The organism is Mycolicibacterium peregrinum (assembly GCF_001665625.1).
Classification (GTDB): domain Bacteria; phylum Actinomycetota; class Actinomycetes; order Mycobacteriales; family Mycobacteriaceae; genus Mycobacterium; species Mycobacterium peregrinum_B.
Genome location: NZ_LZSY01000158.1, coordinates 129,431 through 155,640 on the forward strand (window position 1 = coordinate 129,431; position 26,210 = coordinate 155,640).

At 62.5% G+C, this 26,210-nt stretch carries 10 protein-coding genes; 3 read left to right on the forward strand and 7 right to left on the reverse strand.

Annotated features, from left to right (window positions below; genetic code table 11):
* Positions 1-125: 125 nt before the first annotated feature.
* From A5779_RS24870 to A5779_RS24895, 6 genes are all read right to left on the reverse strand, one after another.
* On the reverse strand, positions 126-3,926 hold the full coding sequence (locus tag A5779_RS24870) for an ATP-dependent DNA helicase (RefSeq protein ID WP_064886389.1): 3,801 nt from the start codon (positions 3,924-3,926) through the stop codon (positions 126-128).
* Between the two features lie 119 nt (positions 3,927-4,045).
* Entirely contained in the window at positions 4,046-4,390 is a 345-nt protein-coding gene (locus A5779_RS24875) for a hypothetical protein (RefSeq protein WP_064886390.1), read from the reverse strand.
* Positions 4,391-4,441: 51 nt separating this feature from the next.
* Complete coding sequence (drmB, locus tag A5779_RS24880; protein ID WP_064886391.1) at positions 4,442-6,172, reverse strand: MrfA Zn-binding domain-containing protein; 1,731 nt, start codon at positions 6,170-6,172, stop codon at positions 4,442-4,444.
* Positions 6,169-9,375 (reverse strand): helicase-related protein, encoded by a 3,207-nt coding sequence (locus A5779_RS24885; protein WP_064886392.1) that lies wholly within the window; start codon positions 9,373-9,375, stop codon positions 6,169-6,171. Before A5779_RS24885 ends, drmB begins: the two co-directional genes overlap by 4 nt.
* Positions 9,376-9,390: 15 nt before the next feature.
* On the reverse strand, positions 9,391-11,205 hold the full coding sequence (locus A5779_RS24890) for a UvrD-helicase domain-containing protein (protein ID WP_064886393.1): 1,815 nt from the start codon (positions 11,203-11,205) through the stop codon (positions 9,391-9,393).
* The gene (locus A5779_RS24895) at positions 11,198-15,907 is read right to left on the reverse strand and encodes a DEAD/DEAH box helicase (protein ID WP_064886409.1); all 4,710 of its coding nucleotides are present in this window, start codon (positions 15,905-15,907) and stop codon (positions 11,198-11,200) included. Before A5779_RS24895 ends, A5779_RS24890 begins: the two co-directional genes overlap by 8 nt.
* Before the next feature lie 299 nt (positions 15,908-16,206).
* On the opposite strand from A5779_RS24895, the gene A5779_RS24900 reads away from it, so the two are divergent.
* Entirely contained in the window at positions 16,207-17,319 is a 1,113-nt protein-coding gene (locus A5779_RS24900) for a DNA cytosine methyltransferase (RefSeq protein ID WP_064886394.1), read from the forward strand.
* Here A5779_RS24900 and A5779_RS24905 read toward each other — a convergent pair whose 3' ends face one another.
* On the reverse strand, positions 17,320-17,898 hold the full coding sequence (locus A5779_RS24905; protein ID WP_330220082.1) for a very short patch repair endonuclease: 579 nt from the start codon (positions 17,896-17,898) through the stop codon (positions 17,320-17,322).
* A 372-nt stretch (positions 17,899-18,270) separates the two neighbouring features.
* Here A5779_RS24905 and A5779_RS24910 point away from each other — a divergent pair, with 372 nt between their 5' ends.
* Both A5779_RS24910 and A5779_RS24915 read left to right on the forward strand, forming a co-directional pair.
* Positions 18,271-23,490, forward strand: a complete 5,220-nt coding sequence (locus A5779_RS24910; RefSeq protein WP_064886395.1) for a RecQ family ATP-dependent DNA helicase — start codon at positions 18,271-18,273, stop codon at positions 23,488-23,490.
* Positions 23,491-23,698: 208 nt separating this feature from the next.
* Positions 23,699-26,210, forward strand: a 2,512-nt coding sequence (locus A5779_RS24915) for a DEAD/DEAH box helicase (RefSeq protein WP_236734869.1), incomplete at its 3' end; no start/stop codon positions are given.

Genomic DNA, 26,210 nt, shown 5'->3' on the forward strand with positions numbered 1-26,210 from the left:
CACCTGGACACTCCTTCCGTAGTCTCGGCCTTCTTCGAGACAGCCTTCCAGCTTCGCACGGGCCACCGACAAATATTCCGATACACATGGCTTCGCCATGAGAGTCGGCGCTGTCCCTTTGGGCTCTATTTGGCGCGCTTCGGCGGTGCCTTCTTGGCCACGCGCCGCTTGCCCACGCCGCCGCCCGATGCCGGTTCAGCGGCCTGCACGCCGAACACACTTGATGCCAGCTCCAGCCAGGCCTGCGCATCCGCGCCCCTCAGGTCATCTGTCCACATCAGGACGGCGTCACCGGCGCGGCCGTCGTCGAACGGAAACACACCATTCTCCGCGTACCAGGCTTTCTTGAGTTCCCACTTCGCCGCGTAGTCCGACCGATCGAGCATCCCGGCATGCTCCCAGTACACTTTGCGGCCGCCGGCCGTGTGGATCGTGAAGTCCGGCAGGACCTCTCGACCGTCCGCACCCCGGAAGGGTTCCTCGTAGCTCCACTGACCCGGCATGAGGCGGTCGAGCAACCCGGCGATGATGACCTCGTTCTTACTCGCCATCGGCGTCCCGTTCGCCGAGACATGAATCAGCCGCCGTTCGTAGCGCCGGCGCGCTCCGCGGATCTCGACCGACACCGGACTCGGCGCAGCGAACAGATCAGTGAGCCGCCGCGCCGTCTCGGACCGCCACGATTCCGCCAGCCCTCGCAGATCGGCAAGCGTCCCCTCATGAAGGATGATCACCCTGTCCTTTTGCCTCGTCAGCGCGGTGTACATCAGCTCGCGCGAAACGTTCGCCCGCGCCGGCAGTACGAGCAACGTCGTAGCGAACTCGGAGCCCTGCGACTTGTGAACTGTTACCGCCCAGGCGAGTTCGAGAGGCGGATCCTCCCCCGACGACGGCCAGTAGCCATATTGGAACCCAGGCTGCGAGGAGAACTCCACGTTCAACGGCAGGTTGGCCTTCTTGCGCTTGTAGCTTGGCACGATCCTGCCGATCGCCACCCCTATCTCACCGTTCGCGACATAGTTCATGGCGCCCTCCGCCGGGTACGCCTTCGACTTCTTGTTGACGGTCTGCATGACCTTGTCGCCACGCACGATCAGCTCCGGACCGATCGGCCTTGGAATATTGGCCTTGGCATTGCGTTGCCCGAACTCCGTGTCGCTTGCCCGGTAGGTGCGTTTGATGTGCCGATTCAGTTCACCCGTTCCGAATGCCCGTGACCGGGTAGGCGAGAGAATCTGCCAGTCCTCCGCATGCCTGCCGGCCCCCGCTTCCCAGTTCAGGTAGGGCTCGTTCAGCGTGGCCCCGTACGTGAGGGCGAACGCCCAATCAGGCTTCTCATGCACATCCAGCGGCAGCTCATCGGAGAGCGCCTCGAGCAATGCCTCGGCGACACTTCTGTCTCCCCATTGGAGGTAGCGGACAGTAGGCCGATTCGGTTCCTCAGCGAGTTCGGACCAGATGGCTTCGTCGCCGGCGCCACGGGTACCTCCGCCGAACCAGGCGGCAAGCTCCAGATCATGACGCGTCCCGTGACCACCCTCGGGGAGTTGTCGACGGGTCACCTGCAGTTCGACATAGCCGGGGCAGACGTGTGTCCATTTGTCGAATGAATCAGGGTGCTTGGCGTCGACGAGATCAACGAATGGCCGACCGGCACCGATCGGAGGAAGCTGACGTGGATCGCCTACAAGGACGATGCGCCGAACCCCGGTGAACGCGTCGAGCGTTGCCGCCAACATCTCCTCGGTGAGCATCGACGCCTCATCAATGACAACCAGGCCATGACTCTGACGCGGCTGTTGATCACCCCAGACCAGGTATCGGCCGGACTCACCGTCGTACCGGCGCGACGAGGAAAGGTAACTGGCGAGCGTCTTCGCGGGTAGACCGACTTTGGTCTCCAGCTGGACCCGCGCCTTACCAGTGGGCGCCAGCAGCAGGACTCCACCATCTGCGACGCCGGGATATTCCACGAGTGCCCGCAGGAGGGTGGTCTTGCCGGTGCCGGCAGGTCCGATGAGCACCGACAACGGTGAATCGTGCAGCTCGCTGAGCCCCGCCGCCTTCTCGGTTCGGGCACGGTCCTCGAGTTCGTCGAACGCGGCACCATCGCTATCGACATTCTGATTCCGTGCCAACGCCGTATCCAGCACCTCCCGCGCATCATCCAGGTGCCCGAGGTTCGGCATGGACTCCTGATCTTTCACCCAGTTTCGGATGAATTCGGCTACCTCCACAAACCGGGTCAACTTGATCGCAGGGGATCCGTCGGCCAATGCGATGCTGGTGAGCGGTGACCACTCCTCCTGATCGAGGAGTCCATCACGATCTAGGTCGAGCCCTTCGAGCACGATGTGAGCCAAGTTGGGCGGCCGGCTGAGCGCAAAGTCATTGGCGAAGTCGATGGCCTCGTACTCGGGTAGCAAGGTGTCCCCTTGCACCGCCTGCCGCTCCAACACATCTGTCAGTAGGGCTTCCACCCGTCGACGGTCGAGATGGTCACAGACGTCAACGTCGGGGGGCAAAGGTGGCGACCACTTGACATGGGTGGGCGGAAAGAGCGCCCGGTCCACAGTTAGGAAAGGCACATGGAGCTCCGAGCCATACGTGCAGGTACTCGCGAAATAGGGGTTGTCGAGCAGTTCTTGCGGCGAGCATTCGACTTCGGCATCACCACTCATCAGCATCTCCAGCTGCTCAGGTGAGATGTCGAATGCCGAAAGCAACTGTAGTGCATTCTGTTTCTCCGCCTCCAGCTTTGCCCAGATCCTTCGGACCGTCGACGTCAGGTGACGGTCGAGCGCACCGGGAACCGGCCGATGCCCATTGAGCATCTCGCGCAACACATCCCACGTCACGGCGTCCGCGACCTCGTCCATTACGGCGCGTGTGGCAACGTACGGCTGTTCGACCCGCAGGAATGCGAGAACGGCCGCCAGGCCCGGCACAGGGCCGCGCAGTTCCCACAGCCGCTCTGTCTGCTCGGTCAGCCAGGCCAGCGCAGCGTGAGGGACCTCCACGCCGAGCGCACGAGCACCTTCGGCGGCGTTCTTGAGCGATGCCAGGGCATCAATGGCGGCATCGTCGGTGAGATGCTCAGTCACATAACTGAATTCAGTTGTACGACCTTCAGGTGCCCACGCCAGCGCCCCATCGATATCCACACCTTGGTCGAGAAGACTCACGAGTTCTTGGTATGGGAGCAACACGCCGTCCCGCATGTCGGGCCTCAGGCTGTGCTCAACGACCGTTTCCCACATGCACGAGTCAAATGGCGGCTTGCCCTCTTGGTTCCACATCGGGGGCCGTTGAACCCCGGTGACACGGGCTGCCCCGACAATCAGGCGATCAGTACGCACCTCCTGCAGCGGCGAATGCTTGAGGTAGATGAAAACGAGGGACTCGCCCGGTGCGACCGAGGCGAAAAACTCATCCATGATGGCCCGCTGGTTGTCACCGTCCATGACCCACGAGGCACCGTCGCGGAAACCGAGCACCTGGTCGACATCGTCTTCGGCTGTCGGGTTGTAATCGGGGACACGGGCGAAGCCGACATCCTCGTTCAGCGATTTGCGGTTCAGCCAGCGGAACGGGATCGCCTCGAACGCATAGCCCGGCAACAAAACCCGGGTCGGCCGCAGCGAATCTTTCAGCGCCTGATGCCACGCGAACGGGTGGGTCTTCGTAACCGTATAGCCGATCGGAGACATGAACATGCCTCGTTCGCTGAGGCATGGCAAGCGGCTTGTGTCGAGTGTGTCGGTGCTCGCTGAAGCATTCTCGGCCTCGTACAGATCCTGTCGATTCGGACCGATGTTGGCGAGCAACGTGCACGACGAGTTGCCCAGCGGATCGTCGCATATGGATGCGTCCCACGGCCTGTCCCGCCACGGCACTCGCATGGAAAGGTGCTGGATACCAATCACGCTACGGTCCAATCTGTCTGCGTCGGAACTACCTTCTATTCAGCTCGCCGGGGTAGCGGCCGCGCGAACCACAGCGAGTTCACGATTCGACCGTGGTGAGCGCGGTGTATAGCGGTCGTTCATAGTTGCTCGGGCAGGACTGTGAAACCGTTCTCGGCGTTGCACTCCTGCAGCCGCTCGGCGACGATTCGCGGCAGATCGCGGTACTTCACCGGCCCCAAGTCGCGGGTATTTCGCCAACGGTAATCGAGGTCACGCTCACCTTCTGAGCCGTCGTCGAGCATCTGGGGACCCCACACCCTCACCTGCACGAGCACACCGTCGGTCCAGTCAGCCGTGAAGTACGTCGGACGAAAGTCCCTGACCCGCCGAATGCCCTTCGCGTCGTCGGTGACCGCGCCGCATCTCATGTGGCGCAGCTCCCCGTACTTGAGCGAGAATCGTTGATGGTGTTTGTCTTTCACCTTATGCTACAACCTTTCCTAAGTCGCCTGGTAGATCCGAACCAGTCCGGATCAGCGCGTCTTCTCCACGAGCTCACTGAACAGCCCCGTGTCCTCACAGCCCTCGTCGTGGGTACCAAACAGCAGCGCCCTGTCCAGGTACGAATTGTTCATCTCGCAGGACGTCTCCGGCGCGAGCACGCATGCATGGCAGGCTGCGAGATTCAGCCCGTCGACACCTGATCCCGCCGATTCGATGCACACCGGGTCGGACGAACACCAGGAGAGGCGTTGCAGACCCTCCCTGAGTGCCGCCCCGAGGTGCTCTGTCTCTGCCATCGAGGCGACTCCGCCCAGGCTTCCGGCCGAGTCCGAGCTTGCCGTGTAAACCAATAGCCCTGCCACCTTGTCGTTGACGAAGAGCCGTTCTCGAAGCGATGATGCCGGATAGCCGGCGTCGAGGGACAACTGATCAATGACGATGTGCGACAACGTGTGTATCGCAACCTTGATAATGTCGACAGGCGCCGGCGGGCGTCCGTAATCTGCGGCCGCCCGGTCGGCCGCCCTCTGCAACATGCGCAGGCGCTTCTGCGCGAAGTCGCCAGTAGCCCATTCCGCCATCGCGTCACGTCGAAACGCGAGGAAGACACCCTCACCGATCACTTCGATTGCGGGCAGCCAATGCAGGCGTGTCGGAGCGAGGGCGCACAGCTTCTGCGCAGGACCTGACGGATCTGGAACTCCGTCAAGCCGAGTAAATCCTTGCAACGCACGCACTTCCCGGAGCCTGGTCACCTTCCGCACATCAGAGATCAGAGACTCGAAACCGTCAGGCACTTCGCGACCGAGGCACACGAAGTCCGACTCGAGGCCTTCGTCGTCACGTCCCTCGACCAGTGCCTTGTATTCGTCGGCACGGAGCTTGGCCTCCGAGATTTCCTCGTCGTCCTCCTCCTCGCCATGGCGTCGTTCGATCTCACGGTTGATCTGGTCAACGGTGAAGCGCCCTTTCGACATCGCAGCCAAACCGGCGAGCACGGGCGGGATCACGGCGGCGCGATCCTTGACCATCTCCCAGTGTTTGTCGACGAACTTCGCGAGGGCCTCGGAATACGGCGGTATGGAAATTGAGGACCGCACAGCAGGGAACCAGACGTTCGACGCACCGCGCTGGACCGCCCGCGGGTATTGGTCGCACTCCTCGGTCGTTTCGAGTCCGAGCCACGGCCGCAACCCACCGCACTTGCCGAAATCGATGAGAGAGCCCGAGCCGATCGCCCCATCGAGGTTGCGGTCATCGACGCCACACGTGCACGTCAGGGTGAGGTCACCAAGAGACGATGTGCGTCCGAGCACCTTGAGCTTCATCTCGTGCTCATCGCCGCGGATCTTGTCCTGCTGGCCATTGTGCAACCACCAGTAGACGGGGAACTCGCTTACATGCCCGTTGCGGCATGCACCCATCAATCGGAATGGACTGAGATCGACCTTGCAGTCCTTGCACTTTGCGTCGTTGTCCTTGGACAACTTGTTGAGCGGACCGATGCGTCGGCACTTGGGGCACACCTGGGTGAAGGGGTAGCGAATGACCGGCACATCCCGCTTGCCCGTGGCCGGTGGGGCCTTGAGCTCGGTTACGCCCAGCGCCCTTGCCAATCGAGGCTCGGCGATGTGTTCGGCTTTGTCCACGTTCCATTCGTGAAGGCCGGCGATCATATAACTGGTTGACTCAGCAGGGAACAACCCACCGACACCGTATGTGCTCAGCAGTTGGCTGCGCCGAGCCTTTGGGGTGTTCATCGGGGCACCTTTCTCGCGGATATCTGGAAGAGGGCACTCTCGGCGTCGACGTCGCGCATGCTCTGCAGGGTCGGCCACGGCGTCTCTCGGGTGGAGTACTCGATGTCGTCATCCGTCAACGCCACATCAGATGGGACAAGTAGTGATTCGTCGTAGTTGCGACTGTTCCGGTACTCCATGTCCGGGCAGGTCTCGGCCGTTTCAGCCCACACCTCGAGAAGCTCGCCGAGCTGGTTCTTGGTGTCTTCCGCTTCCTCTGGATCGGTCACGGCCTGCGCGCGCTGTTCCAGAAACTCCGCCAACTGCGTGATCTCGTCGTACCGAACGGTGGCCTTGTGGGCCGACTCGTTATCCGCCAAGTCAGGTACCAGTAGCCGGGCCAGCGAGACGAGCACTCCGTGCAAAGCTCGGTCACGTGCACGAGCGGCGAACGGCGTCGCGCTGGTTGCCTCGACGGCCCGATACAGTGCTTGGTGGTACGGGACGAAGTTCTCGTAGTGTGACCTGTCACGTGACCGGGCAGCGTTGAATATGGTGAAGACCAATCCAGGGTGTTGACGGCCGACGCGGCTGGTGGCCTGGATGTACTCGGCGCTCGATTGAGGCTGGCCCATCACCGCCATCAACCCGAGCCTGTCGATGTCGACACCGACCGAGATCATGTTGGTGGCCAGGACCACATCATTCGCCGAGCCCGAGGAGACGTCCTTCTCGAGACTCTTGAGTGTGCGTGGAATATCCGCGGACGGAACCCGGCTGGTCAACTCGACCGGTGGTCTCAGATCGCGCGGCGACGCCTGTTTGCGCCGAGCGACCAGTTGGAGTCTGTCCCGAACATCGCCTTCCACTTGAAGATTCGCGCTGCCGAGCACCCGGAGGCTGTTGAAGTACCCCAGAAGAGTCCAATACGGATCCCTTGTCTCCGGGCTGCCGGCCAGATCGTGGGCGGCCTGCAGTACGGCAGCGTAGACCCGAACCATGAGCGTGGCATGGCTGGTTCCCGGAGCCATCACCCCGATGTACTCGCGCGTGCCGTACTGATCACGGGGGGCAGGTTCCGCGAAGAAAGATTGATCCGGGTCGATGCCGGGAGGCGGGAACTGCTCGGCGCGGCGGTTGAACACGTTGCGGATCTGACGATCGGCCCGGCGGATGGTCGCCGTCGAAGCGATGACCTTCGGTCGACCCTCGACGAGACCTTCGGCGGTCAGCCGTCCGCAGGCGGCGTCGATCGCAGCTTCGTACAGCCCGACGATCGAACCGAGCGGCCCGGAGATCAGATGCAGCTCGTCCTGGATGATCAGCGAAGGTGGCGTTCCGATTCCATCCCGTGCAAACAGGTTTCGAACTTTCTCGTTCCACGCCATCTGCGCGAACTTGTCGACGGTCCCCAGGACGAGCTCTGGACGGACCCGGTAGATGTCCTGATCAACCAGGTAGGCCGGCAGGCCATCTCGGAAGTCACATGAACTGTTCCCGCAAGCGATCCTGAGTCGCTCATCGGCCGACTTGACCACCGAGTAGTGGGTCTCGTTCAGATCCTGACCGCACCAGGGACACTGGGTCAGCTGGACCGGGTTCTTCTCGTTGAGCTCCCTGCCGTCGGCGAGATCCCTGAGTGACTTGCGCGCCTCGACGAGCGTGTTCGGGGTCGCCCCTTGGCCGACCCAGAGCCCGATCGAGAACGGGCGGTCCCCCAGGTCGTTCTCACGCTGCCGCAGCCGCTCAAGCGAGCAGAGCAACATCGTTGCGCGCTCGAATTGTTGAATCGTCAACAGGCGCAGGGTGTAACGCATGATGACTGCCACGCCGAGTGTTTCGGGGTCTTTGAGCCTACGGTGAAAGATCGTGAAGGCGACCAAGCCGAGGTAGGCCTCTGTCTTGCCACCACCGGTGGGGAACCACAGGAGGTCTGCGATGTCCCGGTCCTCGTGATCTGCGTCCGCAAGGCCCGGAAGGTTCAGCAGTATGTAGGCGATCTGGAACGGCCTCCAGCCTTGCTCGGCGCCGTCTCCGACAGCACCGACAGCACCGCTGCGGACCCAGTCCTGGCGTGCGCGCTGCATCTGCATCGCCGCGTTGGCGAGTCGAAACGCGCGTCCCGCAACGGGATCGGTGGTGATGAGATCGATACCGTTCTGCATTCGGCCAGCCGCGCTCCGGGCACGCACGACATGTTCGTCGGCAACACCCTTCAACCCGTCCTCGACATCAGCCTCGTCGTTCTGAACGATGGCGCTCAACCGGTCGATCCACTCGTGATACTCGGTGACCAGTCCGCCGAGATTTTGCGCCAACTCCTCGTCGGTGGCGTTGCTGAGGAACGACATCCGTAGGTTGACATCGGAGCTGACACCGCCGGGTTTCGCTCTGGAAATCTCCTGCCGAGGGACGAACGTTGATGCCACCCGCCCGACATGAGAAGAAGTACCCTCACGATCCCAGGTTGCGGCGCACCCGTGGCCGATCGCAAAGACCCGCGCGTTGCGGTACAGCAATGCAGCCGAACGCAAGTCAGCGTCCTCGCTGAGAACACCGTACGAGGAACGGTCCACGATGGCCTGCTCGGGCGAGCGCACTTCCACCCCGACCTGAAACCAGGCAAACCCGTCCCGGAATTCCCCTTTGGGAGGCACCTGCGTGTTACGCAGCGCCACCGACACCGCCACGCGGCCGTCTTTCGGCACACGGCTGTACACGTACAGCTGAAGACCCGGCGTTACATCGACCTTCTTCGCCCCCGGCCTCGCGACGTCCCAGTCGATCGGCTCGATGACCTGCGGGGTGCGGGTCCATGAGTCAGGCTTTGCGATCTGCTTGCGGCGGGTGGGACGCTGAGAACTCGCCGACTCGGCATTACCCTTCGCCCCCGATGGGACGTACTTGGCTGCCTCAATTGCGATTTGAACCGACGTGGCCTTCGCCAGATCGACCGAGAACGTGATTCCCATCGATGTCGGATAACGCATCAGAGCCTGCGAGATCGGACTGTCGGCGGAGTCGTTCTCTTCGGACTCGCCGCTGTCGGGCTCTGCAGCCTCCTGCAGCAGATCGTCTGCCGGCCAGAGAACACCGGCGATGTACCGGTCCAGCGGAAGATCGGTGACGACCTCGTCGGGCCCCTCTGCCGGCCCGACCAGGTCCCTGATCAATTCATCGACGATGTCGTCTCGAAAACCATACTGCTCAGCAAGATTCGCCATCGCGAATTGCAACTCCTATGTTGTGGTCAAATCAGGGCGGGCCAGACCCGTTATCCGTGGCACCAACCAGAATCCTGAGCTTCCGAGACCGGCCTTCTCCGACTCGCGATAGTCACCCGCGACCGTCTCCACCGACACCAGAGACAGACCGTCGATGACCGTCGGACGATTCTTCAACCAACCGAACGCCTTCTGGAAGGCATGGTTGAACGTAGGGCTTGTGCGTCCCAACGGCTGCAGGTCTTGTGTGACCAACAGGTAGGACGGCGATTCAGCGGTGGACTCGGCCTCGTCGAGTTCTGCGTATACCCTCACGCCGACCTGACCGATTGATTGCAGCGTCTGCTGTAAGCGCTGGGCATCGACGGTGTGTGACGCAACGGGATACGCGGTTTCGACGTCGCTGTAGAGGAATTCGAATGCCCTCGTCCACGTCGCGCCGCGCTTCTTCTTACTCCAAACCTCCTCCTTGAACCGCCCCAGCCGGTCGTCGGCTTTGATCACGGATTTCGATTGAGGCAACCTGCACGTGAAGATTTCATCGCGCGCTCGACTCAACGCCACGTACTCACGACGCATCCTCGTCCAAATGTCCTCGTCTTCCGGCAACCATCCAGGTTCGACGATGAAGACGGAGTCGAACTCCAAGCCCTTCGCCCGATGGACCGTCGACACAATCACCGAACTGAGGTCGGGCTCGGTGAGCGGAAGCGGCAACGCCCGCGCCTTGACCAGACGGCTCACCCGATGAAGGTCCAACGAGTCGTATTCACTGCTGCGCCCTTCGGCAGACTTGAGTTCGTTCCACTTCTCGTCCACGTCGCGCTCAGCGAGGAGCCGCTCGAGTGCGGCTTCGACCTCGGACCGCCGTTCCTTCGGGCCCGGCAACGGACCGAGCGCACCCGCGATCCACCGCGCGGCACCGAAATCCTGTGCCTGCCTGCGGACAGCGTGCGCGACGGATTTTTCGTTGAGATATCGCGACACCCGGAGCACGTCCGCGTTGGTCGTGCAGAGTATCGCCGTCTTCTTGCCCTCGGACGGCGTGACGAGGTCGTACCAATCCTCGATCTCGCCGCGATAAGGCAGCTCGTAGACCAGGTCTACCAGTAGGTCCTCTGCTTCGTTTGCATCGTTGGTGGCACGGAGCTTCTCACCCAAGGCGACAACCGCTTTCGGGTACTTACCCCTGGCGCGGTAATTCCTGCCCAGACCGACGGTTTCACAACCGAACGATCCCTTGAGTGAGTCGAAGACATCCTCAGCCGTCGTCTTGCTGATCGAATCCTCAAGCTGAAAGTCGTACACACCCTGCAGCGGGTCGCCCAGGGCAGTGATGCCGGCGTCGCCATCGAGCCAATTCAGGATGGCCAGCACGAAATCGGCTCGGTCACCGACGAGATCCTGCACCTCGTCGAGGACAACATGACGCAGGGGCTCGATCTCGTCGGGCGCCTTGTCGGCCTCCTTCAGCAGCTGCGTCGCACGCCGAATCCGGGCGTCGAAGCTGCCCTCGGGTTGAATATCGGCTCCTAGCAGCAAGATGCTCGCAAATGAGTCGAATGTCCGAACGTTCGCCGCCGCAACGTCTCTCACGTCTAGCCGGGTCCTGACAGCCGAGACCGCGGCGCGAGAGAAGCTCAGCACGAGAATCTCGTCGGAGGCCGTCAGGCCCTCGTCCTGGACCAAGCTGTTGATTCGGCTGACGACGACTTCGGTCTTGCCTTGCCCAGCCCCGGCGATCACCAACAGTCGCGCATCGGCCGGCGCCTCGACTACCTCCAGTTGCTGGTCGTTGAGCTCGATTTCGTGTCCCGCTTCATCAGACACCGGCAGGCTCCCCGTCTCGTTCTTCTTCCGTGATGTCCTTCAAGGTCTGATACACGATGCTGTCCCCGAACTCGACGATGTTGTCGAGCATGTTGACAATCAAAACCTCTTCGGTGCCACCGTTTTTCGGTCCACGAAGGCCGCGGCCGACCATCTGTTGATAACGGACCTCACTGCTGGTCGGGCGGGTTATGTACACGGCGTCGGTCTTCGGTGCGTCGAAACCTTGTGACAACACGGCGTAGTTCGTCAGCACTTTCAGTTCGCCGGACTTGAAGCGTTCGACCGCCACCCGCCGGTCTTCTGGGCTGGTGTCCTGATCGATGGAGGCAGCCGGACGTCCGTGGAGCGTCAGCAATGTGGCCAATGTCTGCGCATTCTCGACCGAGGCCGCAAAAACCACGATCTGCCAGTCGGCCGGCTTGCTCAGGATCGAATCGACGATCGTGCGGGTGCGGTCCTCATCCCGGCCAAGCCGAATCTCGGCGCTCTTGGACAGCCACCCCATCGACTTGAACTCATCGAGTTCCTTCACGGACAGATCGATGGACACACCACCGAGAATCTCCAGGCTGGCGCGGGCCAGCACTCGGTCTCGCTGCAATCTGACCTGTGGGTGTTCGTCCCCGAAGACGCCATCATCCAAGCAGTTGTCGTCGAATCGCTTTAGAAGCAGCTCGGTTTGGGCGCTGTCGCGCCGTCCGCGGAACGGTGTCGCCGTCAGGCCGATCAGGGGCTTGTCACGTTCCCTTGTGCCGCGGCCCAGCCATTCGAGGATTCGCGTGTATGACGGCGTGTAGGCACCGTGCGCCTCGTCGATGATGACGATCGGGGCGTCGGCCAACCACGCGAAAGATTCGTTGTCGACGGCACGGGCGAGAATCTTTTGCCACGTGGCCACCACGACCTGAACCCCGGCCGCTTCCTCCTCCATCTCGTAGTTCGCCCAGAACCGGCTGAGGATCAGCTGGGTGTCCTGCCGACCGAGAGCACGCCACAGGTATGACCACGCATCGATCGCCTGCTCGCAGAGTTCTTCCCCGTCCGCCAACCACAGGATGGGCCCGGAAAAGACGGTGCCGTGCGCCAACCCGTCGAGACTGCCGTCGCGAATCGATTGGATCACAGTCTGTACGGCGACCCTGGTCTTTCCGGCGCCGGTGGGCAACGAGACGATTCCTCGCCTCGGGCCGAAACCGCGCAGCAGGCCGGCGAGGCGCTGAGATACCACCTGCTGGTAGTCGTGGAGCTCATCAAGTTGGGTCGGGCCGTCGATGTACTCCGTCGGCTTGTTCCTTCGCCTGGCCTTCTGGCCCGCCCATTCATCACCGAACCCGAGCCGCTTGACCCAGTCTCGCGTGTTGAACGACCCCGACCACGTCGAGGGCGGCGGAACAGGCAGGCCAGACGGATCAACCTTGCATGCGCGTTCCAATGCTCGGACACCCAACATGGTCACGCAAAGATTGGCGAGATCAAGCCCATGCGGTTCGACCAGGCCATCGTTGATCAGATAGTTGAGTGCGTCCTTCGGGACCAACGTCCTAAGACGCTCCTCACCGGCGAACATGAGGAGGCGCTCGGCATCGGTGGACGCGTGCCTGATGGCCCGGATGCGTGCCGAGTTGCGGCGTCGCTCCATGTCGGTGAGAAGCAGGTCGACCTGTCGATCAGAGCTGTCGTAGAGCAAGCATTCGAGCGCCTGCTTCAGAATTTCCCTGTCAGTCGTGCCGGTCACCAAGATTCTGTCCGCCTCCCGGCCTGCATCGCAGACCACCTGCACTGCAGGCTGTCCGGGAACTGCGGCCACCTTGCTGATGGACAGGCACTTCTGCAGGACCAGACCTTCAAGCTCATCAGCACCGGGAAGCGCGTCGAGCACCGGAAAAACGTCGGTGAGAAGTTCTGACTCGGCACTGGTGTCGTACGAATACGTGACCGGGAGGTCACGGCCCTCCAAACAACCCCAGAACTCGCTCAGGGTGTGGACATCTTCGACGCTGTCGACCAGGAGGCAGGGAACACCGAACTCACCGAGTTCGTCGTATGCCTCTTTGCGGTGGACGACCGCTACCGCCTTCCGATCCTCCTCGGTCCACTGCCCACTCCGGCACACCCACAAATGATCTGGCGGTTCGAGGCCCTGATGCGTCCAACACCACCAGGCGTAGGCCTGGCCTACCCGCAGAACGTCATCGCGTTTGACGTGGGCCTGCACAAGCGAGTCGAAACCGGACGGGTCGAGGTCGGCCATCTCGCGTTTGAGCCCCAACACGTGTTCGGCATCGGAACTGAGCACCAGCTGGCTCACGCATGGGATGAGCCCCTCCGGAACGTCCGGAACCTCGGCGACGAACGCTTCGGTCACGGGCACAGCTCCCAATGTGGTTTGCAGCAGACCATGTTCTCGAACCCACCACAGTTCTGGCGCCGTGAAGCGGCCCGTCCGGGATACGTTCGGATGACTCACCCGGACACGCGATACCTCGACGTCGTTGATGACGGCAGCACTCAGGGCCAGCTTGTTCGTGACACTGAGGTCTGGCAGGCATTCCAGAGGGCCGAGGACCGAGTCGATGCCGTCGACCTCGATTCCCTGTCGCGCCTGCAAGCCCAATCCCATTTCCTCGCCCAGACGCTCCCGAACCACGCTCAGGTATCGCCTCACCCATTTTTCGTTCGAGTGCACCGCCGATCGCCACGGTCGAGATCGCACACCCAGCAGGTACAAGATTTGGTGATCGGCTGCGTGATAGTCACCATCGACGAGGTACGCACCATCTTCCTTGAGCGGTTTGAGGAACTCGCCCGCGAGGTGCAGACCCTCCGGCAACACCCAACGGCCGTGACCGTCCCGCACCCGAACAACCTGGGCCGCATGACCGCCGAGCACGTTGTCGAAGGCCTCGTGAACCAGCTGGACGCCTGAGCCTCGCATCGCCATCCACAACTCGTCCCAGTCGACTTTCCCGGTATGTCTCAGTTCGGTGAGCAGCTGCAGCATCTCCCCACCGTCTTCGAACACGGTGATGCCCAGGTGCTTGAGGGCATCAGCGGTAGAGGCAGGCCGAGCCACAGCTTCGGCGACAAAGGAGGTACCGGTCTGCGTGGGGCTCGTACGCAGGAAGCATCGGCCGCGCACCGGTTGCGCGAGGGACCCGTTCTCCAGTAGGACAATCCGTGCGTCCCGTACATCCATCTCGACGTTGCCGCCTTTGCGCACCAACTCCGCAGCCAGCTCGATCGCGGCGGCCGATTGTGCAGGCTTCGGATCTGCCACAACCGACTGCAGCCAGTGCATGACCCGGCCCGGCGGCTTGATCCGATCATCGTCCTGCAACAAGCGATCGACCTTGGACCGGCGCTCAGTGGTGGTGGTGCAGTCGGGATGTACCCACGCCCCCCGGTTTCCGGTCGCCGCCGACCACCTACCCGCGAGTTCGGCGACGTCATCCGGAATGCGTTGAAGCGCACTGGGTGCTCGGAGCTCACCATCGAGGTCTGGCAGGCACCGAGAATCCCGGAGTGCCTGGAACACAGGCTCGTTCACGACCTTGTCAGCCCAGCTGCGGGACTCTTTGCCGCGGGCGGGAAGGACATCGATGTACCGACCGTACGCACGGCCTGCGATGAGGTCCTTGCGTGCGGCAACAACCAGCTGTGGCACTACCCGGGTCAGGATCTCGTAGTTGAACTCGCACTCGATCACGTTGATGCGATCATCAGACAGTTTCCACGGAGCATTGACCCGGCCGCTCAGGGTCAGATCAGACTTGACCGGGAAGAATGCCGACAGTTGCCCCACTTCGACCCGGCCCGTCAGCGGCAGTGCCCAGCTGACCGTGACCGATTCGCGTCGAGCGGCATGACCGGCCGAATCCAGCGCCTTGAGCGAGGGCTTGTGTTCGGCCGAGACGACCAGCCATTCTCGATCACCGTCCTCGGTCGTGAGGGTGACCCGTTTCCCCTTCTTTGCGGCCTTGAAGTGCCGCTCGCGGCCGGACACACCGTCGACGAGGTCGAGAATCCGCACGTGAGGAGCAAACAGATTGAACGACTCGTCGAACTCGTTGATCTCGTCCGACAGTTGTTCTGCCGCTCCCCGCTTCAGCGGAACCTTCACGATGGTCGTGGCCCAGGCAGCGAGGTCAGCAAGGACTGCGTCGGCGCGGAACTCGGAGGTGGCGGTGAGTGTCCACGCCAGCCGTAGCGCCGGAACATCAGCAGGTCCGTACTGGTGGCCGAGTTCCTTGGACAATTCCTGCGCCGACTGTTCCCGGCTGAACTCGAACGATACGGACCGACTGAAGATCTGCGGGCTGTCAGAGATTCCGCTGATCGACTTGAACCCGAGCCCGAAACGGCCGATCTCGGTACCGGTCTTGTTCGACAGGTGCGTGTAGAGCAGAGCCCGGACGCCCGAGTCCTCGAACGGCCTGCCTTCGTTGGCCACATACAGCGCTTCGGTCGTCAGGGTGACCTGGACGCGCCCTGGCGAACCTTGCAGCGCGTCGGCGGCATTTTGGACGAGCTCCTGGATCTGTTTCCGCCCGTAGCCACCCTCTGCAATTCCGCGCTCTTTACCCGCATCTTCCTCGACGCGGTTGGGATCCTCTCGGTAAACGCGAATGCACTTGTCCCTGAATTCGTCGACCAGACCTTCCAACGCAAGGTCGGGATCCGACCACCCCCTGGCCACCATCAGTTGCCTCCGTAACACCAACAACCCCGACACGCTGAATCGCTGCACGGACAGCCAGTCGCGCTTTTTGGAGTTTCTACCATCGACCGAAGACTAATATTGCGGAGCCCGTCAAAATGTCGGTCGAACGTGCCTCATGACAACGGATCTCGATCTTGAAAGCAGCTTCTCGATGTATCACAGGTGACGAAAACGATCCCACGAATGCGCCGAAGTCGATTCGACTCGGGCCGACGAAGTGGGGTACCTCTGCGGACTGTCCGTTGGTCGCGAGCTCGATGCCGGCTAGCATCACTGCCATGCCGTTGCGGGAACCCGGGACCGAACCTCGGCCAAAGATCATCGACCTGTTTGCCGGTCCCGGCGGGCTCGACGTCGGGGCGACGTGGCTGGGTATCCCCACCACAGGTATCGAGTTGGACGGCAACGCATGTGCAACACGAACGAAGGCCGGTCTGACCACTGTCCCGGCAGATGTGCGGGACTTCGACCCTGACGACTTTGCGGACGCGACGGTTCTCACCGGTGGACCGCCGTGTCAGACCTTCACAGTTGCGGGCAAAGGGTCAGGTAGGAAGTCACTGGACGAGGTCATCCGCCGAGTCACCGAGATGGCGAACCACCCACATGCCCATACACATCGGGACGGCTTCGCGGACGACAGGACCGGCCTCGTCCTGGAACCGCTGCGGTGGGCTCTACTTGCACAGAACAACGAGCGGCCATTCGAGGCGATCGTGCTCGAGCAAGTCCCGGCCGTGCTGCCGATATGGAGAGCATTCCAGGACGTTCTCCGTGATCGAGGCTACGGAGTTGCCGTCGACGTCCTCCGGTCCGAGGAGTTCGGGGTACCCCAGACACGGCGCCGCGCGATCCTCATCGCTCGACTTGGCGACCCGGACGTCAAACTGCCCGCTGCAACGCACCGGTCATTCCGGAAAGGCGAATCCAACCAGACGGCGATCGGGCTCCGTCCGTGGGTTTCGATGGGTCAGGCACTTGCTCGTGGCAAGGCGTTCACAGTGGTATCCAATTACGGCAGCGGCGGCGACCCAAAGAACCGGGGTGAACGCCATTCCGACGAACCCTCCGCGACGGTCACGGGCAAGATCATGAGAAATCGACTCCGCCTTTCGGACGGCGGCTGGAGTCGGCTGACGCACCAAGAAGCGGGAAAGTTACAGACATTCCCCTACGACTTCCCTTGGTCAGGGAACGACATCGGGCAACAAATCGGAAACGCAATACCCCCACGACTGGCGGTGCACGTACTGGCGGAAGCACTCAAGATCAAACTCGACGAGGACGAGCTGGACGAAACCGTTCGAGCGTCGTGGTTTGGGGGGCGACCTGTCCCGCTCGGCACACAATCCGAATCTCTCCAAGACCGTATGGCCACTGCTGCGGACTGATCACCAACGTCTCTTCGCTCCGCGTAACTCACCGAGATGGGCACATATGGCGTCGGCAACGCCCACCGGATCTTCGTGCTCCCAGAATCGGAGGACCTTCCAGCCGCGAGCTGTGAGCTCTGCATCCATACGGCGGTCCCGCCGAATGTTCCCGTCCAGCTTCTCCGCCCACCACTGCTCGTTCGCCTTCGGTCGGGTTGCGTGTTCGGGGCAGCCATGCCAAAAACAACCGTCGATGAAGACAGCCATGTGCACCTGCCGCCAGAGGATGTCTGCCTTACACCTGAGATCGGCCTCCGGCCTGCCATCGATGCGATAGCGGATACCGCGTGCATGCAGAATCCTTCGGACAAGCAGCTCCGGTTGAGTGTCGCGACGACGCTGACGACTCATCCGTGACCGGACGAGCTCCGAGGAGGCCTGCGGCCTACGCCCCGAGCCACAGGCGGCCATTTCCGCCATCATGCCTTCCACATTCGCACAAGTCGGCCACCGACCGTGGTCCGCGGTCCACCACGCATCAACGTCGGACAGCGGCTCGAACTGCGCCCCTGGAAGGTGGAGTCCGCGACTCGGCATGTTGCTCTGCAGGCGTTGCCTAGCCTGGCTTTGAAGTTCGCCACCAGCACCGGCCCCAAATCCGTCTCCGAACTTGCACAACGCAAGGCGTGGACATTCTTCATAATGCCAACCGGTAACCAATGTTGCGTCTATCCTCCGGCTTATCAGTATCGAGCAGTTCGATGCCGCTGGGCTGGATTGGTTGCAGTCATCGCTTTGACCACCCCGACGCCACGTTGTCCGACGCACTGAGTATGGTTCGCTCAACCGCCCGATATTGACGCGGCCGTATATGAACTTCCAGGGTGGGCCGGGGGTGGTCAGGGTGCACGTACCGCAGCGCCGAGTGCTGTTCGCCAATTTGCTGATTCGCACTACATCAGCCCGGCCATGAGCACCCTAGACCGCCCATTACCGCCCGCCGCCGAGACAGCTCACCGCATCCTCGCCGAGTTCGGACCGCTCAGTGCCACCGACCTGCGGGAGCGGCTCAGCGCGGAAGGATTCAAACAGCCGTTGGAACGGCTCCAACAGTGGCCTGATCGGTTTTCTCACCGGTTTCGGGTTACGCCCGACGGATTGTTGACCATCGCGCTAGTGGAGAACGTCGACAACGACCGCGACCAAGATCCCGTGGACGACGACTGGTACGTCCCGAACACGGCCCGCGTTCCTCACGAGCGCATTGCGGTCCTCGACATCGAGACGACGGGCCTGAACAAGGCCACCCATTTCATCACCGAAATGGCGCTGGTTCGCCTGGACGGCACGGTGTTGACCGACGTGTTCGTGACCGTTCCCGATGACGACCTGAGGCCGTCGATGCCCTTCGCTGACGCACTGGCCACCTTGACCACGGCGCTGCAGGATGTCGACCTGCTCATCGGCCACAACTTGCTGGCGTTCGACTTGCCGTTCATCACGCATGCCGCCAAGGCTGCCGGTATCGAGATTCCTCCGTTCCCGCACAGCGCCGACACCTTACATCTGTCACTACTCGTCGACGTCGCCATGACGAACCGCACTCTCGCGGACCTCACCCTGCGCTTCGGCATCGGCAACGACGGGCCTCATCGCGCGCTCTGCGACGCGACCGCGACCGCCGCGGTGGCTCGCGAGCTGCTCGCCGCAGTCGACATGGACGACCCCAGTTGGCCGCTCGCCATCGGCATGCTGGAGACCCATTCCAATCCCCTGGCGCTTCTACTTCCGTCGCTTTCCTCGCCACCCGATATCTCGACATTGACTCGTGGCCCGGACCCGCTGCTCATCCCGTCAGCGCCGGCCACCAGCGATGCATGGTCCGCCACTCGCGACAACTTCCCGGTCCTCCGCGAGAAACGCAACCTCCGGTCCCGGCCCGCTCAGCAAGAGATGGCCCACGCCGTTTCCCAGGTGCTCGATGCAGGCGGCCACCTGGCAGTGGAGGCACCGACCGGTACGGGTAAGTCACTGGCCTACCTACTGCCCGCGCTCGGACGGGCATCACGCCCTCGTCAGCCGGTGGTGATCGCCACCGCGACCAAAGCCCTGCAAAGCCAGTTGCGAGAGGAAGCAGCACAACTCCAAAAAGACAAATTACTCACCGCTCCGTTCCGACAAATCCAGGGCGTCGGCAACTATGTCTGCGCACGTGAGCTCGAAGATGCGCTTCCCGACAAAGAGATCTCCGGCTTGGCGGCGGCGGTAGCGCTGCGGGCTCTCTCCGAGTCGCCCACGGGCACATGGGATGACGTCACCGATGACGTCATCCGGCGCCCCGACACGCGGTATGCCCGTACTCGGGCCCGGTTGCGTACCAACTCGGCGGGATGCGATCGCGCGGCATGCAAGTGGGCGTCCGTGTGCCCACTGATGCAGCAGATCAAAGACCTCGACAAGTCACCGGGAGTGCTGTCTGTCAATCACGCTCTCATCGCCAGCTGGGTCAAGATCAAACAGCAGGGCGGGCGGGCGCCGGGCGACGTGCTCGACGAGGGCCGGGCCGACCTCATCTTCGATGAGGCTCATGCGCTCGAAGACTCCTTGACCGCGGCGTGGACCCAACGCGTCGATGCCATCGAGCTCGAAATCCTGGTCAACGTGTTGTCCCGCCGCTCACGCCTTATCCGTGAAATGCGCTCGAAAGCCGGCGGGAGCCCGACCTTCGGAGACGCCCTTCAAGCCGTCACCACGGCGTCAGGCCAGGTCCGCCCGGTTGCCGAGGCATTCGCCGCCGCGGTCGACACCTATCTGCACGAATACGTCGGCAAGGCCGACGCGGCAGTCCTTCGGACCGGCGTCGTCAACAATCGGCCCGAGTTTCGCGTACTGCGGCAGGCCGCGGCCGCCGTGCGCTACGCACTTGTCCAGCTCGCCAAGGCGGTCGGCGGCCTGCGAGGTTCACTTGCCGACGTCTCAGGGGTGAACTCCGCCAGGCAAAGGTTGCGTGGATATGCCGAGCGCATCAGCAACGCCATCGACCTGCTCGACACCCTCGGCACGCTGCCCGACAGTCATCTCTGGGTCTACCTGCTCAGCGCCGACGAAGACGATGCCGCGGCGTGGGTTTTCGAGCGCCTCCCGATCCACGTGTACCCGGAGTTCCAGCAGCAGGTCGTCGATCAGACCCACTCGACCGTGCTGTGCTCGGCGACGCTGACGGTTGAACATCGCTTCGATTACATCGCTTCCCGGCTAGGGGTCAGGATCTCTCCTGACCCCGACGACCATGCGTTCCGCGGGCTCACGCTCCGGTCCCCTTTCGACTACAAGCAGCAGTCGAAAGTCATACTCACCAACCACTTGGCGATTCCCATCCCCGTCAACGAGCGAGAGTTCTGCGAGGATATGGCCGCCGACCAGACCGGCTTCATCTCGCTGACGGGGGGCAAGACTCTCAGTCTGTTCGCCGCCCGTTCACGGATGGAAGCCATCGCCGACGGCGTACGGACAAGGGCCGCCGAGCTCACCCGGCGCGGCGTCGAATTGCTCGTCCAAGGAGAACAAGGCCGTACTCAGATTGCGCATCGGTTCAGAGCCGAGACGGGAACCGTGCTGTATGGGCTGAGGTCGTATTGGGAAGGCTTCGATGCGCCCGGAGAGACCCTCTCTTACCTGTTCATCGAGAAGCCGCCTTATCCGCATCCCGACGATCCGCTGGTTTCCGCACGCCAGCGCGCAATCGCCGAGCGCGGCGGCGATCCATTCCTGGAATACGTCCTGCCGATGACGTCCATCCAGTTCACCCAGGGCTTCGGTCGACTCATCCGTTCCGAGACCGACAAAGGTGCCGCCCTGGTGTGCGACCGCCGGTTGCACTCACCCACTCAGGCCCAGCGAGTCCTCCTCGGCTCGCTGCCCCATCCAAGCCTCCACGAGGCCACAGATCGCGACGACGCTTGGACCACAGCGATCGAGTTCGTCACCGGCACCGCACCAGACTTGTCCAAGGCGATCACCTTCGGACGGGACGATGTCACCCAACTTCTGGAAAGCTTGCGATTGGTCGAGGGTGAGGACCCCACCGGCAAGTTCGTCGAGGCGGCCGAAAAGCTTTTCGGCATAACCAATCTGCACCCTAAGCAGCTTGAAGTCATGCGAGCCATCGCCGAAGGACGAGACATCCTGGCAGTCCTGCCCACCGGATTCGGCAAGTCACTGTGCTTCCAGCTGCCCGCCTTGTTGGCACCCAACGCCCGTGCCACCGTAGTCGTTTCCCCATTGATCGCCCTCATCAAAGATCAGGTCAACGACCTACGCGGGCGGCGCGGCATCCGACCGGTGCAGGGCATCACCGGGACCACCTCACGAGTGGTGCAGACCGAGATTCTGCGCGACACCGCGAACGGCAAGGTCCGACTGCTCTACGTGTCACCTGAGCGTCTTGCCCGAGATCCCATCCTGCGGCGGGCGCTGGGCCGTCAACAACTCAACGGCGTCGTCGTCGACGAGGCGCACTGCGTATCGGTATGGGGACATGACTTTCGCCCGGAGTTCCGCCAAGTGCCTACCTCGGTCGCCACCTTCGACACGCGCCCACCACGCGCGGGACTGACCGCGACCGCCACTCCCGAGGTCTCCACCGACATCATCGGCGCGATGGACATGCGCGACCCGGCAACTGTCCGTGAACCCAGCGATCGACCCAACCTACGGTTCCGTGTCGTCGAATGCGTCAACGAACGAGAGCGGGTTCGTGAACTGCTGCGATTCATCACCTGGTCAGGCGATGTTCCCGGAATCGTGTACGTATCGAAACGCTCGTCAGCCGAAGAGATCGCCGCCATGTTGCGTCGAGCCGGCCACGCCGCACGCCCCTACCACGCCGGCATGGTCCCCGAACAGCGTGACGCCGCACAAGAGGACTTCGATTCGGATACCACCCGAATCATCGTGGCGACCAAAGCATTCGGCATGGGTATCAACAAACCGAACATCGGCTGGGTGGCCCACTACGATCTGCCCGACTCACTCGACGGATACGCCCAGGAGGCCGGCCGTGCCGCTCGGTCGGCCAACATCACCGGCGAGTGCCTCCTGCTGTACACCAAAGCTGACTTGGCTCGCCGGCGCCGACTCGTCAACGCCCACGAGGCCAAGGCGGATGCGGCGATCACCCAACGCTTGCTGTCCGCCCTGTGGCAATGCCAGGAGCGTGGTGGCAGCAGGGTATTCGACATCGACGAGCTCGCCGAACGACTCTCCATCGAAGACGACGACATCAACGTCCAGCTTGCGCAGCTCGAGCGCATCGGGGCCCTCACGTTGGGTCTCGACTGCTCTGCCAGGGGGACAGTCGACGTCGGCTTCCACGAACCCGACGACGAAACCGAGCGACGGCTTTACCGCGAGCTGTTCTACAAGAAGTTCCGTGCCCGCCCGAATGTTCGCCTCCAATTGGACTTCCAACAGCTCAAAGACGACCATGGGTTCGACCCAGACACGCTGGAGGAACAACTCATCGCCTGGTCGCTCGACCGGCTGATCACGTTCTCCAGCTCGCGCAGGCTCCGCCGCGTGCAGCTGTTGTCGACACACGCTTCGCAGCAGGCACTGGAGCGAGAATCGGCCCGCTGGAAGCGGTGGCAGCAGCGAAGACTCGACGCCATCATCGATTACGCCACAGACCAATCCACGTGTCGCCGCATCGTCGTCGGACGCCACTTCGGTGACACTGTGGGCGACTGCACCAGCCGAGGTGTCGTGGCGTGCGATCACTGCAGCAGCGAGGTCTCGCCCTGGTCGTCACTACCCGACCATCTCGTCGCCGACCCAGAGCTTCTCGTCAATGCCGAACTGATTGTGCTGCAGGCGGTCGCCTGGTCATCGGCGTTCCGGAAAGGCTTCTACGGCGAAACCAGCCTGGGCGCTGCAGTCCTCGGCAAGGACTCCCTCGGCGAAGGGCGGCCGCTCGGCGCGGGAGTACTCAGCTGCCCCCAGTTCGGAGCGCTCCGCCACGTCCGCAACGGCGAGAAGCGTTGGAAAGAAGCGGTGGACAAGCTTCTGCGTGACGGTCACATCGAACGCAAATCGGTTCAGCGCGAGGGCTCATCTACCTCCTATCAAACCTTGGTACTTACTTCTGTCGGCGCCCAGACACTCGGAATAACGGTGACAAACGATGATTGAGAAGCGAATCACCCACCAGCTCCTCGAATCCGGTGAGCTGGCCCTGACCGAACGCGAAAGCGCCGCGCTGACCCTGCCCGGACACAGCACCACGGTCACGCTGGAGCTCGACGGCGAGGAGTTCCATGCACAGTGGAGCGGACGGAGTCGGCAACTCCACGGTGATCTACTCACCGAGCGTCTGCAGGACTACGGTCAGGAGCGCGGATTGCTGCGACTCCGGTTGGTCGGTCAGGTCTACCGGTTGACAATTCTTCCTCCGGGCACTGCCCTTGAGTCCACGAACCAGCCAACGATCACACCCACACACACAACCACGACCACGACCATTCAGACGGGCACCCAGAGCACTCGCCGTCGCACTGTCGATCGACAGTTCCACGCGGACTCGGAGTACGACTGGAAGTCGAGCCCGAACAAATCCATCGGGTTCCTCACCGAAGCCCGTGCACTACTTGGTGATCAACTCAAGGCAGCCGGGTTCGATCCGCTGGAGATCGTCGAGCTTCGGCTCCAAGGCGAAGAACTCGCCACTCTGGATGATTTCGACGAGCTTCTGGCCGTCGATGTGGCCAACGTCGACCGGATGCCGCACCAGGAAGCTGTTGCACGCCACGCTTTGTCGCGATTGCGCGGCCGCGCTGTGTTGGCCGACGAGGTCGGCCTCGGCAAGACCATCGAGGCGGGCCTGGCGATCAAAGAACTGACCTTGCGTGGCCTGGCGAAACGCGTTCTGATCTTGTGCCCCGCTCCGCTGCGTGAGCAGTGGCGCGAAGAAATGAACCACAAGTTCGACCTCACATTTGACGTGGCACTCAACGGCCGGGAGGTCGGCGAGCAGGACAAGCTGATTCTCACCCTCCAACTGGGCCGCAACTCGCTCCACAAGCTGACGGCGAAACCGTGGGACATCGTCATCGTTGATGAGGCACACCGGGCAGCAGGCTCGGGCGCACGTAAGACGCGGGAGCTGATCACCTCCCTGACGACAGCCTGCCGATACGCCTTCTTCCTCACCGCGACGCCTGTACAGAACGATCTTCTGGAGCTCTACCGCCTGGTGGAGCTTTTGCGCCCCGGCACGTTCACTTCTGCAAGCGATTTCAAGCATCAGTTCATGAAATCGTCCGACCCGCGCACCCCCAATGACCCGGCCGCCCTGCGTCGGTTGATCAGCAGCGCCATGATCCGCACCACCCGCGCACAAGCCGGGGTCGACCGAGTGCAACGGCGCGCCGTCGATGTTCCGGTCGACCTGGGTCCACGTGAACGCGAGTTGTACGCGCTGAGCACCGATCTCCTCCGCAACGTGATGGTCGACAGCGGCGATACCATGCGCCGCCGCAGCTTGGCCCTGCGGCTGACAGCGAGCCCGTTTTCGATGGGCACGACCGCCATGCGGATGGCGGAGCGACACCCGAATCCGCGGGTTCGGTCCGTCCTGAACGAGGTCGGACATCTGGCCATGGACATCCAGGGGTCGGCCCGCGAGAACAGGGCAATCGAAATCACCCGCGACTGGGTGCGCGAACACGGGCGCGTACTCATCTTCACCCAACACACCGATACCGTCACCGGACTGCTGCGGCGAATAGACAGGGAAGGGCTGCAGGCACGTTCGTTCCACGGCTCGATGTCACCCAGCGAGCGCGCCAAGACCATCGCTGCTTTCCGGTCCGGCGAAGCGCCGATCATGATCTCGACCGACGCTGGCGCCGAAGGACAGAACCTACAGTTCTGCAACTGCGTGTTGAACTACGACCTGCCCTGGAACCCGATGCGTATCGAGCAACGTATAGGCCGCGTCGACCGCCTGACCCAGCCCAGGGACGAGGTATTCGTCGCCAACCTCTACGCACGGGGAACTATCGACGAGAGTGTCTATCAGCTGCTGGCCTTGAAATTGAGAATGTTCGAGCTGCTGTTCGGACAGGTCACCACAATTCTCGGCGAGCTAGATGATGCGAAGTCGGCGTCCTTCGAAACACGGGTCATGGAAGCTCTTTTCGCTGACAACGATTCGAAGATGCAGGGTCTGCTTACCCAGCTGGGCACGGAGCTCGCCCAGGCACGCGATCGTGCATCCACACTCATCGCGACCGACAGCGGTCTCAGCAACTGGATGGCCTCGGCGTTTGAGCATCGTAAGGACCTGACCAAGGCGGGTAGCCGCGAGTTGGTGCCCGAGGTCGGCGAGCGTACCCGAATGCGCCAGCGTCGGGTACAAACCTGGACTCGCGAGGTCCTTGCCGCACTGGATGCCACGGTGCTCCATGACACTGGTGACGGTGAGGGCGCCTTTCTCACCGCCCAGTTCGACGAGGAATTTGAACAAGAGCTTGGTGGGCGCACCGTCATGCACCTGGCTTTCGATCGGATCGGCTTGGAACAGCATCCCGACGCCGAGCTTTGTGCCGTTGGCTCACCCGTATTCGATGAACTGCTCGGCCTGCTGAGAATGCGCGGCGACATGCATGCAACGGTTCCTGTCATCCCCGAGGACATCGGTCCCAGCCCGTACAAGCACGCACCGACCTTGAAACTGGTACGCCGGCAGCTTATTCCGTCGGGCTCGTGGAGCGGTCACGCCACCTTCCGCGCGACGATCGGTGAAGCGGAGACCACCGAGCATCTGATCACCGCTGACATCAACGGACACAATCAACAACGGCTGCCGCGTCGCCCGCTACAGGACGGGGTGTCAAACACTGCGGGCAGTT

Bases quoted from the DNA above. Each gene is read 5' to 3' on its own strand.
- A5779_RS24895 (WP_064886409.1), bottom strand. From the start codon at position 15,907: ATGGTGGCCAGGGGGTGGTCGGATCCCGACCTTGCGTTGGAAGGTCTG.
- A5779_RS24905 (WP_330220082.1), bottom strand. From the start codon at position 17,898: ATGCCGAGTCGCGGACTCCACCTTCCAGGGGCGCAGTTCGAGCCGCTG.
- A5779_RS24885 (WP_064886392.1), bottom strand. From the start codon at position 9,375: ATGGCGAATCTTGCTGAGCAGTATGGTTTTCGAGACGACATCGTCGAT.
- A5779_RS24900 (WP_064886394.1), top strand. From the start codon at position 16,207: ATGCCGTTGCGGGAACCCGGGACCGAACCTCGGCCAAAGATCATCGAC.
- A5779_RS24910 (WP_064886395.1), top strand. From the start codon at position 18,271: ATGAGCACCCTAGACCGCCCATTACCGCCCGCCGCCGAGACAGCTCAC.
- drmB (WP_064886391.1), bottom strand. From the start codon at position 6,172: ATGAACACCCCAAAGGCTCGGCGCAGCCAACTGCTGAGCACATACGGT.